The sequence below is a fragment of the Flavobacterium sp. genome (genome assembly GCF_047602195.1).
In the GTDB taxonomy this organism is placed as follows: Bacteria; Bacteroidota; Bacteroidia; order Flavobacteriales; family Flavobacteriaceae; genus Flavobacterium.
Window position 1 is genome coordinate 313,216 of sequence record NZ_JASGHW010000002.1, and the last position, 13,756, is coordinate 326,971.

Consider the following 13,756-nt stretch of genomic DNA (forward strand, 5'->3'; position numbering starts at 1 on the left):
TGCATCGGTTTTCCGTTTTACTGGTTTAGTTTTGTATTTTTGAAACCTTACAAAACTACACTATGTCAGCTCAAAAACGCCTTTTCCTACTCGATGCCTATGCATTGATTTTCCGCGGATATTACGCCCTGATCAAGAACCCAAGGATCAATTCCAAAGGAATGGACACCTCGGCCATTCTCGGTTTCATGAATTCCCTGCTCGATGTAATCAGACGCGAAAAACCCGACCATCTGGCCGTGGCATTCGACAAAGGCGGCAGCACCGTGCGTTCGGAAATGTATACCGATTACAAGGCCAACCGCGATGCCACACCCGAAGCGATCATGATCGCCGTGCCATGGATCCAGGAATTGCTGCGCGCGATGCACATCCCGATCATCGAAGTTGCGGGTTGCGAGGCAGACGATTTGATCGGCACCATCGCCAAACAAGCCGAAAAACAAGGCTACCAGGTTTTCATGGTGACCCCCGATAAGGATTACGCCCAATTGGTCTCCGAAAATATTTTCATGTACCGTCCGTCGCGATTGGGCAACGACATCGAGATCTGGGGCGTTCCCGAAGTATTGGCGCGCTTCGAGATCGAGCGTACCGAACAGGTCATCGATTACCTCGGCATGATGGGCGACGCCGTCGATAACATTCCGGGATTGCCGGGCGTGGGTGAAAAAACCGCCAAGAAATTGCTCGCCGAGTTCGGTTCGATGGAGAATTTACTCGAAAACACGCATTTGCTCAAAGGCGCCTTGAAAGATAAAATTGAGGCCAATAAGGACCAAGGCATCATGTCTAAAAAGCTCGCGACGATCATCATCGATTGCGACGTGACCTTTGACGAAAATGACTATGAATTGTCGAAACCCGATGTGGCCAAGACCGATGCGATTTTCAACGAACTCGAATTCCGACAAATGAAGACGCAGTTCGACAAATTGTTTGGCGGTGGTGCGGAATATGACGAAATCAATTCGAATGGAGAAACGACTTCGGCTCCAAAACCCAAGAAAACCAACGAAGACCAATTCTCGCTGTTCGGATTTGAGGAAGAAAGTGATACGCCGCAGAACCATTTTTACAATACCTTAGAAAATACGCCGCATCTGTACCAAAGCATCGAGGGCGATTTCCCGATGAAATTGCTGTTACAGAACATGATGCAGCAAACGTCCGTGAGCTTCGACACCGAAACGACCGGCATCGACGCGCTCAACGCCGAACTCGTCGGGCTTTCGTTTTCCTGGGAAAAAGGCCAAGGATTTTATGTCCCGATTCCCGAAAATTACGACGACGCCAAAGCGATTGTGCAAAAATTCGCGCCGTTTTACGAAAGCGAAACCATTGAGAAAGTCGGACAGAACGTCAAATACGACCTCAAGGTTTTGTCCAAATACGGCATTGCGATCAAAGGGCCCGTTTTCGACACGATGCTCGCGCATTACCTGATCAATCCAGACATGCGCCACAACATGGATGTGCTGAGTGAAACCTATCTCAAATATTCGCCGAAATCAATCGAAACCTTGATCGGTAAAAAAGGCAAAGGCCAATTGTCGATGCGCGATGTGGCGCTCGAAGAAATCAAGGAGTATGCTGCCGAGGATGCCGATGTAACCTACCAACTCAAGCAACATTTCGGCCCGATTCTCGAAAAGGCCGGCACCAAGAAATTGTTCGACGAAATCGAAGTGCCGTTGCTTTCGGTACTCGCGGCAATGGAAACCGAAGGCATCCGACTCGACATCGATTTCCTGAAGGAACTTTCGCTGCAATTCGATAAGGAAATCCAAGCGATTGAAACCAAGATCTACGAAGCCTGCGGCGAGAAATTCAACCTCGGTTCCCCGAAACAGCTCGGCGATATTTTGTTCGAGAAACTCAAAATCGGTGGCAACAAGCAAAAGAAAACCAAAACCGGACAATACGCCACGGGCGAAGAAGTTTTAAGCTATCTGGCCAAGGACAATCCGGTCGTGGCCGATATCCTCGACTGGCGTCAGCTCGTCAAACTGCAAAGTACTTATGTGACGGCCTTGCCCGGACAAGTCGATGCGATCACCAACCGCGTCCACACCGATTACATGCAAACCGTCGCGGCTACCGGGCGTTTGAGCTCGAACAATCCGAACCTTCAAAACATTCCCATTCGAACAGAACGCGGAAGATTGATCCGAAAGGCATTCGTCGCACGCGATGAAAATTACACTTTGCTTTCTGCCGATTACTCGCAAATCGAATTGCGCATCATTGCGGCGCTCAGCGGTGAGGAAAACATGATCCGTTCGTTCCAGGAAAAAGAAGACATCCACCGTTCGACCGCTTCCAAAGTGTTCAATGTACCACAGGAAGAAGTCACACGCGACCAACGAAGCAACGCCAAGACGGTCAATTTCGGAATCATCTACGGCGTTTCGGCTTTCGGGCTCAGCAACCAGACCGATTTGTCGCGTTCGGAAGCCGCAGAGTTGATCACGGCTTATTACAACACCTATCCGCAACTCAAGTCCTACATGAGCAAGCAGGTCGATTTTGCGCGCGAAAACGGTTATGTGCAGACGATTTCGGGAAGACGGCGTTACCTCAAAGACATCAATTCGGCCAATGCGGTCGTACGCGGAGCAGCCGAGCGAAATGCCGTCAATGCCCCAATCCAAGGAAGCGCAGCCGACATCATCAAGATTGCGATGATCAACATCCATAAAAAATTGACCTCTGAAAATTGGAAAAGCAAGATGTTGTTGCAGGTGCATGACGAACTCGTGTTCGATGTCCACAACTCAGAAATCGAGAAAATCCAGCCGATGATCAAGCATGAAATGGAAAACGCATTCCAGATGGCCGTGCCGCTTGAAGTCGAAATGGGACTCGGATCGAATTGGCTTGAAGCACATTAAGATGAGACTTTGGATCGTCGTCCTCCTTTGTACGCTTTCCATGACGGCGCAAAAACGATACGCGCTCGAAGGCAAGTTGGGCAAGCAGGACATTTTTATGTTTTTTTCGGATTATACCGGAACCGAATACGCATCGGATGACAAACGGATACTGGACGTTCGTTATTTCTATAAAAATTCGCTCAAGGACATCGTGCTCGAAGGCAGACGCGAGAAAAACGGGTTTACTTTTTTCTTTGAGGACCACGACACTATTTTCGAACAATTCACCTTGACCGAAAAGGCAGACCTTTCGCTCGTCGGAACCTGGAAAGGTAAAAACGGCAAGTCGTTGGCTGTTTCGTTGCATCCGACAAGCTATTCCTACCTTTCGGAAAAATACAACTGGCTCGATTATGACAAGGACGATCAGCCGTTCGATTTGGCCAAAGCCGAACTTTTGTCGTTCAGGAAAGACTCCACTTCGACCTTTAAAGGCCAGAAAATCGACTGGTACACAGAGACGCATTGCGCCGCGCCAATGTTTCGCCTTGTGGATGGTTTTCCCAAAAAAGAACGCGACATCGTCAACCAAAAACTGCAGCGGATCCATTACCAGCTCGCCATCAACCAACTCGGTTGCGCCTCGCGTTACGATTACAGTGATGGGAAAGGCATGGAAATCAGCATCGAAATGGGTTACCTCGACCAAAATCTGCTCGGTTTTGAAATCAACTGCTTCTATTATTGTGGCGGCGCGCATCCCGATGTCTGGCATGCGGGCAATTTGATCGATATGCACAACGGGTATGAATATGGGCTCGATGAAATATTGGAATTCGATCCGTCGGCACAACAGATTGCAGGCAATGATGAACGACGCTGGGAATATCGCGAGAACTATTTTGCGCCCAAGTTGTATGCCTTGCTCAATCAAGAATATCATTTTAAAAAGCCGGCAATTTCCCCGGAAGGCCAAGAGCAAGACCCCTGCGATTACACCGAACTCGAGTATTGGGAATCTGTTTCGTGGGCATTCACTACAAAAGGCATCAACTTCACGCCTTATTTTTACCGATTGGCCAGAAATTGCGAAGAACCGTTTTTGGTCCCGTTTGAATTGTTGCGCGCTTATAGGAATCCTTCCTTCCCTTATCGTTTTTAGTTTGTTAAAAAATTAAAAGAATGCCATTTATCGGTCGTGTTAATTTTTGTATTTTTATGCAAACAACTAAAAACAAGTAACATATGAAAAAAACAATCCTATCCCTTGCGGCGATTGTCCTGTTGACAGCAGCCTGCAAAAAAGCCGAAGAAACACCTGCCGCCGAGGCAACTCCAGCCGACACTACGGCAGTGGCACCAACCGAAACTGCCGAAGCGGCCAAACCGATGGATTCCGCAGCGATGATGAAAGCCTGGGAAGCCTATGCCACACCGGGCGAACCACACAAAATGCTCGCCATGGACAATGGCAATTGGGAATGCGAATCGACCATGTGGATGGCACCCAACGATCCAAAACCGATGAAAACCAAAATGACCTCGACCAGCAAGATGATCATGGGCGGGCGCTACCAGGAATCGCGTTACACCGGAAACATGATGGGTCAGCCTTTCGAAGGGGTAGCAACCGTGGGCTATGACAACGCCTCCAAAAAATACATCTCGACCTGGATCGACAACATGGGAACCGGTGTGATGAGCATGACGGGAGACTATGATGCCGCGACCAAAACGATGAACATGAGCGGCGAATGCACCGATCCGATGACCGGCCAAAAGAAAAAAATGCGCGAGACCTTTGCCATGGTGGACGACAATACCCGTAAAATGGAAATGTTCGACACCGACCCTAGCGGCAAGGAGTACAAGTCGATGGAGATCTTGATGACGAGAAAAAAGTAGTTTTTTCCAAATTCCAATAGTAAAATTCCAAATTCCAACGTTCTTGAGGACGCTTGGAATTTGGAATTTGTTTTTTGAAATTTTCGTTTCGTTTACAAAACGAAACGGTAAGTCGCTTTGATTAAAAAGATGTTCTCGGGTTTTTGTCCGAGGATTTGCGAATCGAGCCCTTCGAATAAATTTTCGCGTGTGTCGGCGAAACCTGTCATGCCTTGCGACCACACCAAAAACACTTCCGAACCCGGGATGTATTCCCAACGCAACACGAGGTTCGAACGGAATTGCACATACGAAAAATCGGGGTTGCCGATCGAATAATCGGTCGTGCCGTCGAGATCCTCATCGATCGAATAACTGTCGCTAATGCCATCGAACGCAATCTGGCTGGCATTGAACCAAGCCACGCGCTCCCTATAATTTTCGGCAGTCGGGTTGGTCACGCGGTTGAACTTGCGGTATGTTCCTTTAGAAATGAACGGCTGCCCATAGTATTGGATCGTCAAATTCGGATTCACGTTGTAATCCAGGCGGATCGAGGCGCTGAGCGTGCGTTGGTCCAAGTCGGCCATGATGTAACGCGGTGTCGTGCCAAAATTGGTTTCGGTCACGTATTGTGTCTTGCTGCTGTTGCGGCTGTAATTTGGCCCAACCGACAACGTAAACGCATTGATCGGGCGATAGGTAAAGCCCGCATCGAATTCGGTATAATAAAACGAATTGTCCTTCCCGTGCGAGGCATAGACGCCGCCATAAAAATAGAGCTTCTTGCGCGAATCGGTGTTGAAATTGAGCGACTCGAAAATTTCGCGCGAATACCGAAAACGCGGCCCGCCCTGCAAAACCGTATTGGTAAAAATGCGCGGTTTATATTGGAATTGCGAATTGACATTCCAGTTGTTCTTGAGGTTCGAATTCGTATTGAGCGACACCTGGAACCGGTTGAAATTGCCCTCGAAATCATAGGTCGTGAATTGTTCCAGACGGGTGTTGAAACTGCGCCAATAACCGACCGGTTTCAAAATCTGATAGGTCAGGATTCCGTATTGTCTGATCTCATCCGCCTGACGCAAAAAACCGACATCGTTGAGTTCGAGTTCGGGCGAACGCCACATCAGCAAACCATAATACCGCCAATTCCCGACGCTTTGCCTGCCCCCTTCGATGCGTCCGCCGGTTCCGGTGAGCGAAGTCCGTGTAGCGTCAACGGCGACATGACCGGCATCGGTTCGTTGGAATAAATGCGTGATCGAACGCTGTGTATTGGTAATCGCCTGCGCATTGCCTTTGACATGGCTTGTGACAAAATTGGCCGTCAGGAAATATTTGCGGTTTTTCCAGTTGTGGTTGAAATCGATACCGGCACTGTAGGCGGCGCTGTGCAGGAAATCGACCTCAGTACCGTCGAGTTTACGGTTGGTCGCGGTAAACATCCCACCGATATAGGTGTTGCGCTGGTTGAAATCCTTTTGCGCACGCCCGATCAAATAATTGGTCATCGGTTCGACGACCGCGCGCCTTTTGTTGACGTTGTCGTTGATGCGTGCATATTCCTTGGCCGTGACGCTTTCAAGAATCCCGAGTGACCACCCATCTTTGGTCTTGCCGCTGAATTTGGCCGCTCCCAAAATGGTCGTATTGGTCGGAATATCGACAAATTCGCCGACGGTCGTAATCGGGTATCCCTGTGGGCTTCGGCCAATACGGCGCGAATAAAACAAATTGTCCGACCCATCGGCAAAACGGAAATTGAAGATGTTCTTGTTTTCGACAAAGAACGGACGCTTCTCTTCAAAAAAGATTTGGAAACCGTCGAGTGCAATCGCCGCGGGATCGGCCTCGACCTGCCCGAAATCGGGATTGATCGTCAAGTCGAGCGTCAAGTCGTTGGTGATGCCGATTTTGGCATCGAGTCCGCCATTCAATTTGAAGTCATCGCCGGTACGAAACGGGTTGCCGGGTTCCTTTTCATAGGTTTCTTCCTGTGCAACCACAAACGGTTGGATTTCGAGTTGCTTCTGCGGTTGCAGGTCGAACAGACCGCGCAAAACGCCAAACTCGCTTACCCAACCCGGTGCATCCCTCGGGACGCGTTGCCAGACCGAACGCTCCTCGTTGCGGAAATACCGGCGGGTCGATTGCAATCCCCAGATCTGTTCTTTACTTTCACCGAATTTGAGTTGGCTGAACGGAATCTTGACCTCGGCCGTCCAGCCTTCGTCGTCGATATTGGTCTTCATGTACCAGATCGGGTTCCAGCTCCCATCCCAATTGTTGCCGTTTTCGGAAATAAATTCATCGCCTTTGACGCCAGAGACCGAAACGGTAAACGAAAATCCGGTGCGTTTGTCGTTGTAACTGTCGATATTGATTTCTACCCAATCGCCTTCAAAACCATCGCGGCGCGACAATCTTTTGACGATGCCTTTCGGGTCTTTGTCGTAGCAACGGAAGGCGAAATAGAGGAATTTTTTGTCGTAGACGACCTTGAATTTGGTCTGTTCGGTGGGCGGTGTATTTTCATCGGGTTGGTTTTCGATGTAATCACCGGTCCAATCGACGATGTCCCATGCCTTTTCGTTGATGAGCCCGTCTATTTCTGGCGATTCGATACCATCGAGTGCTTTGGTGGTGTAGACTTTCTTCTCAATGACAGGTCTTTCCTGTGCAGCAATGGATTGGAAAGCGATGAGGGCCAAGAGGGCCAATAGTTTTTGGGCGTGGTTCATGCTGCAGTTTTTATTTCCGAATAGACTAGTCCTTTAAAGTTGTGTTACACTTTTGCGCTCGAAATCGATCCAAAATTTAACATTTCAAGCAAAGAAAATCTTTGGTCTTCAAAAAATATCGCTTTTTGGCAAAAATATTAACCGTATCTTTAATTAATATTAAAGCCTAAATCATAGACCTTCAATTATTTAATTAAAACAACGCGTTTTTATTCAAAAACAAAACACATTTTACGCAACCATTAACACCGCCACACATCTTCAGGAAGACTTAATCAACCAACCGTAAAAATCACTGCTTTGGATACTTTAAAGACCATCCTTTATTTTTCCATATTCAACTACCCTTTGAAACTGGAAGAAATCTGCAACTTTTCGCTCACCAAGGATTGCGAAACCACACGCAGGCATCTCGATGAACTCGTGGCACAAAATGTCATCGTCAAGGTAGACGACTATTATATGGTCGATGCCAACCTGAGCCACATCGAACGAAGGAAAAAAGGCAACCTCATGGCGGTCCAAGCCTTGGTCAAAGCGCAGCAAAAGGCCAAACTCATTTCAAAATTCCCGTTTGTGGAAGCCGTCGGCGTTTCGGGTTCCTTGTCCAAAGGCTATTACGACAGCAACAGCGACATCGATTTTTTTGTGATCACCAAGCCTAATAAACTGTGGCTTTGCCGAACTTTCCTGATGCTGTACAAAAAACTGTTCCTGCTCAATTCGCGCAAATATTTCTGCATCAATTATTTCATGTCTTCGGGCAATTTGGAAGTCGAGGAAAAAAACCGCTTCACCGCTACCGAAATCAAGACGCTTATTCCGTTCCAGGGCAAATCTGCTTTTGCCGAGTTCTACCGCAAAAACGAATGGGTTTCGGAGGTTTTTGGACAATTCAAGCCCAATCTCGACACTACCGAAGAAATCCGTAAATTGCCGATGGTAAAAATCATCGAACGGCTGCTCGACACCAGGTCGGGTAATTGGCTCGACAACTGTTTTAAGAAAATAACGGTTACTTTTTGGCAATTCAAGTTCAACGAAATGACGCACGACGATTTCAAGATCGCGCTCAAATCGACCAAGAATATTTCAAAGCACCACCCGCTCAATTTCCAGAAGAAAGTGATTGGTTCGCTCAATGAAAAATACGAGGAGATCCGCAAAAACCACAACATAGTATTACAAAAAGAGTATGTCTGACATTCTTTTCTCGCATTCGTATTACTACAAACTCGACCCGAAGCAGTGGAAAAACAAAACGCCTTTTCCGCCGCTGGGCACTTTGTATGCGGCTTCGTTGATGCGCGAAAATGGTTATGAAGTGCGGCTTTTCGATACGAATTTGCTCGACAACCCAAGCAGCATCCAACCGATCCTCGAAATCCAACGCCCGAAATACCTGGTCATTTACGACGACGGTTTCAATTACCTGACCAAAATGTGCCTGACCACGATGCGCGAGGCTTGTTTTGAAATGATCGCACTGGGCAAAAAGAACGGTTGCACGGTCATCGTCTGCAGTTCCGATTCGACCGATCACGCGGCGGAATACCTTGAGAAAGGCGCCGATTTCATCATTTTGGGCGAAGGCGAAATGACGCTGCTCGAACTCGTCAATACCTTAGAAAGCAACGAAAGTCCCGCAGCCATTGCCGGCATCGCATTCCAAAATGGTGCCTTGACGCAGACCAACGCCAAACGCGCCGTCTTACACGAACTCGACAGTTTGCCTTTCCCGGCTTGGGATTTGGTCGACATGAACGAATACAAACTGATCTGGCGCGAAAGCGGCCAAAAATTCACGCTCAACATCGCCACCACGCGCGGCTGTCCGTACAAATGCAACTGGTGCGCGAAACCGATTTACGGCAACCGCTACAATTCGCATTCGGCCGAATACATCGCCGACCACATCGAATTCCTGCGCTCGTCTTATGGAGTGCGCCGTTTTTGGATGTGCGACGATATCTTTGGGCTCAAACCGAACTGGGTCAGGGATTTCAACGACGGGCTCAAAAAACGCAAGCTCAACATCAAGTACTACATCCAGAGCCGTGTCGATTTGTTGCTCAAGGAAGACATGATCGACCTGTTGGCCGAATCGGGTCTCGAGGAAGTTTGGGTCGGGGCCGAAAGCGCCTCGCAGAAAATCCTCGACGCGATGGACAAAGGCACCAAGGTCACGCAGATTTACGAAGCGACGCGATTGCTCAAGAAGAAAAACATCCGCGTGGCGTTCTTCCTGCAATTCGGCTACCTCAGCGAAAACACCGACGACATTCTCCAAACGATCGATATGGTCAAGGAACTCGTGCCCGACAACATCGGGATTTCGGTTTCGTATCCGTTGCCGGGAACCAAATTCTATGAAAAAGTCAAGGATGAATTGCGCCAGAAAGCCAATTGGAAAGACTCGGACGATTTGGACATGATGTTCAAAGGAACGTTCAAGACCGATTATTACCGCAGGCTGCAACGCTTCGTCCACAAGGAATACCGCAAAACCCAAGGCGTGGTGAACCTGCAAAAGATGGTGCGCAACCCGCTCGAGTTTTCATTTGGAAAAATGGCTTCGGTCATGAAACTGGGGTATTACATTCCCAGCACGATCGTCGATACGTTTGTGCTCAAAAAACTACAGAATGGCCAATGATTTTGACAAGGCTGCCAAGCAATACGATACGGCTTTCACGCATTCGGTCATCGGAAAGGCGCAGCGCAAACGCGTCTATGCCTTATTGTCGGAAGTACTGAAAAAACAAAACCCGAAGAAAATCCTCGAAATCAATTGCGGCACGGGCGAAGATGCGTTTTGGCTGGCCCGGCAAAATTATGAGGTCGTCGCCACCGATATATCCGAAGCGATGATTGCTGTGGCCCAAAGCAAATCCGACACGGCTAACCCTGTTTTCTTTCAGGCGGACATCAACGATTTGCCGCATCCGTTTTCGGGCGAACAATTCGATTTGATCTTTTCGAATTTCGGCGGATTGAATTGCCTGTCCGAGATCCGGCTCGAATTGTTCTTTAAAAATGCCGCCGAATTGCTTTCGGAAAACGGACAATTGGTACTGGTCATCATGCCCAAGAATACCAAATGGGAACAATTTTATTTTCTGGCCAAAGCCAATTTTCAGGAGGCATTCAGACGCAAAAGCCACAGCGCCATTGCCAATGTGGACGGCCAAAGCGTGTTGACGTATTACCACAATCCTTCGAAAACGGCTGCATTGGCCAGCGGTTATTTCGATTTGAAAACGGTTCATCCGATTGGTTTCTTTGTTCCGCCCTCGTATCTCGAGCCGCATTTCAGCAAAAAACAAAAATTGGTTTCCTTTCTGGACAGTTGTGATATTGCCCTAGCAAACAGCGGCTTCCTCGCACGCCATGCCGATCATTATCTCATTAACCTGCAGAAACGATGAGCATCCTGTTGACCCATGGTTATTATCTTTCGCAGGATCCGAAGGAACAGCGCATCATGAAGCCTTATCCGCCGTTGGGTTTGTTGTATGTCTCGGCTTACCTGCTCTCGAAGGGCATCGCCAATGACGTTTTTGACAGTACTTTCTATTCTAAGGAAGAACAGCTCGATTTCATCCGCGAGAAAAAACCCGAAGTCGTTGCGATTTATACCAATCTGATGACCAAGATTGAAGTCGTCAAGCTCGTCAAAACGTTAAAAACAGCGGAATTCCGTTTCCCAAAAATCATTCTCGGCGGTCCCGACGTGAGTTACAATCTCGATAATTACCTCAACACCGGCGCCGACTTTCTGGTCATTGGCGAAGGCGAGGAAACGACTTTCGAATTGTACCAGGCCATCCAAAACCAAGGCGATTTTTCGACGGTTAACGGCATCGCCTACCTCGAAAACGGATTGGCCGTCAAAACACCGGCCCGCACCAAATTCCGCGAGCTCGACCAATTGCCGCTGCCCAACCGCGACGCGATCCCGAACCAGAAATATTTGGACACTTGGAAGCAAAACCACGGTGAAAGTTCGATGACGATTTCTACCCAGCGCGGCTGTCCTTACACCTGCAAATGGTGCAGCACCGCGGTCTACGGCCAAAGTTACCGCCGCCGTCCCGCCGACCAGGTCGCTGCCGAAATGAAAATGCTCAAGGACCGATACAATCCCGATGCGATCTGGTTCGTCGATGATGTGTTTACGATCAGCCACAAATGGCTCACGGCTTTCCACGAGGAAGTCGTCAAGCAAAATGCACAGATCCGTTTTGAATGCATTACGCGCGCCGAAAGATTAAACGAAGAAATCCTGCGCCTGCTCAAGGAAGCGGGCTGTTTCCGCATCTGGATCGGGGCCGAAAGCGGTTCGCAGAAAATCATCGATCTCATGGACCGCCGTGTCGATGTGAACCATGTCAAGAAAATGATCCAGGACACCAATGCGCTCGGTATCGAAACCGGAACGTTCATCATGGTGGGTTATCCGGGCGAGAATGAATCGGATATTTCCGAAACGATCCAGTATTTGAAGGAAGCCAATCCGACACACTACACGATCACGGTCGCCTACCCGATCAAAGGCACCTCATTGTACGAAGAAATCGAAAACGAAATTACCGTCAAACCGAACTGGGAAACTTCCACCGACCGCGAAATTGATTTCAAACGCCATTATTCCCGGAAGTATTACGACTATGCGGTTTCTAAAGTCGTGCACGAAGTCGAGTCGCACCGCAATTTCCAAAAAAACAACACGATTAAGGCGCTCAAGCACAAGACCAAGTCGATTCTGGCCGGCGCTTTAATGTCGATCAGCAGATGAAACGCTCCATCCCATATCATTTGCTCTTGGCGGGTTTGTATTTCGCCATCGCTCTGATGGGAATCCTGCACCACGAACTTTGGCTCGACGAAGCACAGCACTGGCTTTTGGCACGCGACAGCAGTTCATTAGCCGAATTGTTCCGCAACACACGCCACGAAGGCCATCCGTTGTTGTGGAGCAGCCTGTTGTTTGTCATTGCCCGGTTCACGGTCGATCCGTTTGGGATGCAGTTGGTTCATGTCCTGATCGCCACCACCGCCGCCATCGTTTTCTTGCGAAAGGCGCCATTCAACTCGATTTTCAAGACCTTGTTCGTTTTTGGTTATTTTTTCGTTTTCGAATACAGCCTCATCAGCCGCAATTATATGCTGGGCGTGCTATTTTTGTTTATGGCCTGCGCCACCTATCGGCAAAAGGAAAAATTGCCGTTGCTGGTCTTGTTCCTGGTCCTGGCGGCCAATACGCATTTGATTTTTGCCGTGCCCGCCATGGCTTTTGTAGGATTGCTGTTTTGGGAACAACGGTATGAACAACGGTATCAAAAAAAGGCATTTCACCTTTCAATTGCAGTCTTTATCGTTGGATTGCTGCCCGTTGCCGCACAAATCATTTCAACCGATGCGGCTTGGTTTTTTGAACCGCAGAAGCATATTCCGATTGCCGAAAAGTGCACCAAAGGTTTGATTTCGGTTTTCAATGGCGTGTTGGTTCTGCCCGATTTTCGTTCGATCCATTTTTGGAATACACATTTCTTGATTGCGGTCTCCAAGCCTTTTTCGGCGGTCTTGGGGTTGTGCTGCTATGCGCTTCCGCTTTTGCTTTTGCGGAGCAGGAAAATATTGTTTTTTGCCTATCTGGCGTTTTTCGGGATACAACTGTTCTTTTTCATCACCCAACGCAGTGGGGCGCGCTTTGACGGGATCACGTACCTGATCTTGATCATGGCACTTTGGCTCGATCACGATTCCGAAAGCACACAGAAGGTTTCGAAAACTTATGCGAAACCAGTGATTTATGGAATATTGACCCTGCAATTGGCCAGCGGAATCATCGCCTATGCAATCGATTGGAATCATCCGTTTACCGGAGGCAAAGCTGCCGTGGCTTATCTTCGTTCATACCGACTGGATCGATTGCCCGTGGTTTCGCCCACCTGCGACGGTACCATCATCAGTGCATATCTCGGGAAAAAGGTCTGGTTTTTATGCCCACAAAGCCAGCAGAGTTTCTGCCCGTGGGATTCGGCTTGCGGACAGGAAATGTCGCAGCAGTTGGTCCTTGCTCAACTCAACGATTACCTGCAAACGCATGCGGATTTCATTTACATTTCCAATTATAAGCTTTCTCCTACCCCAGTGGATGGAATGAACATACAATTCATCGAAAATTTCAAAAAAAACATCTTAAACAACACCGATTATTATATCTTCCGTATCTCTAAAAGTTAG

9 protein-coding genes are annotated in these 13,756 nt (G+C 48.4%); 8 read left to right on the forward strand and 1 reads right to left on the reverse strand.

Annotation, left to right across the window (positions count from 1 at the left end; translation table 11 throughout):
• The first annotated feature begins 62 nt into the window (after window positions 1-62).
• From polA to QM717_RS02385, 3 genes are all read left to right on the forward strand, one after another.
• Window positions 63-2,894 (forward strand): DNA polymerase I, encoded by a 2,832-nt coding sequence (polA, locus tag QM717_RS02375; protein WP_415034456.1) that lies wholly within the window; start codon window positions 63-65, stop codon window positions 2,892-2,894.
• 1 nt (window position 2,895) lies between these two features.
• A complete protein-coding gene (locus QM717_RS02380; RefSeq protein ID WP_415034458.1) occupies window positions 2,896-4,038 on the forward strand; it encodes a hypothetical protein in 1,143 nt (380 codons plus the stop codon).
• Between the two features lie 83 nt (window positions 4,039-4,121).
• Window positions 4,122-4,781: a DUF1579 domain-containing protein gene (locus QM717_RS02385; RefSeq protein ID WP_415034460.1), complete on the forward strand. Its 660-nt coding sequence runs from the start codon at window positions 4,122-4,124 to the stop codon at window positions 4,779-4,781.
• Between the two features lie 92 nt (window positions 4,782-4,873).
• Here the strand turns inward: QM717_RS02385 and QM717_RS02390 are convergent, their stop codons facing one another.
• On the reverse strand, window positions 4,874-7,507 hold the full coding sequence (locus QM717_RS02390) for a DUF5916 domain-containing protein (RefSeq protein WP_415034462.1): 2,634 nt from the start codon (window positions 7,505-7,507) through the stop codon (window positions 4,874-4,876).
• A gap of 300 nt (window positions 7,508-7,807) precedes the next feature.
• Here QM717_RS02390 and QM717_RS02395 point away from each other — a divergent pair, with 300 nt between their 5' ends.
• Genes QM717_RS02395 through QM717_RS02415 form a run of 5 tightly spaced genes read left to right on the forward strand, consistent with a single transcriptional unit; the run spans window position 7,808 to window position 13,756 of the window.
• Window positions 7,808-8,710: a nucleotidyltransferase domain-containing protein gene (locus QM717_RS02395; RefSeq protein ID WP_415034464.1), complete on the forward strand. Its 903-nt coding sequence runs from the start codon at window positions 7,808-7,810 to the stop codon at window positions 8,708-8,710.
• The gene (locus QM717_RS02400; RefSeq protein WP_415034466.1) at window positions 8,703-10,163 is read left to right on the forward strand and encodes a B12-binding domain-containing radical SAM protein; all 1,461 of its coding nucleotides are present in this window, start codon (window positions 8,703-8,705) and stop codon (window positions 10,161-10,163) included. The genes QM717_RS02395 and QM717_RS02400 overlap by 8 nt, the downstream gene beginning before the upstream one ends.
• Complete coding sequence (locus tag QM717_RS02405; RefSeq protein WP_415034468.1) at window positions 10,153-10,935, forward strand: class I SAM-dependent methyltransferase; 783 nt, start codon at window positions 10,153-10,155, stop codon at window positions 10,933-10,935. Before QM717_RS02400 ends, QM717_RS02405 begins: the two co-directional genes overlap by 11 nt.
• Window positions 10,932-12,305: a B12-binding domain-containing radical SAM protein gene (locus QM717_RS02410; RefSeq protein WP_415034470.1), complete on the forward strand. Its 1,374-nt coding sequence runs from the start codon at window positions 10,932-10,934 to the stop codon at window positions 12,303-12,305. Before QM717_RS02405 ends, QM717_RS02410 begins: the two co-directional genes overlap by 4 nt.
• On the forward strand, window positions 12,302-13,756 hold the full coding sequence (locus QM717_RS02415; RefSeq protein ID WP_415034472.1) for a hypothetical protein: 1,455 nt from the start codon (window positions 12,302-12,304) through the stop codon (window positions 13,754-13,756). Before QM717_RS02410 ends, QM717_RS02415 begins: the two co-directional genes overlap by 4 nt.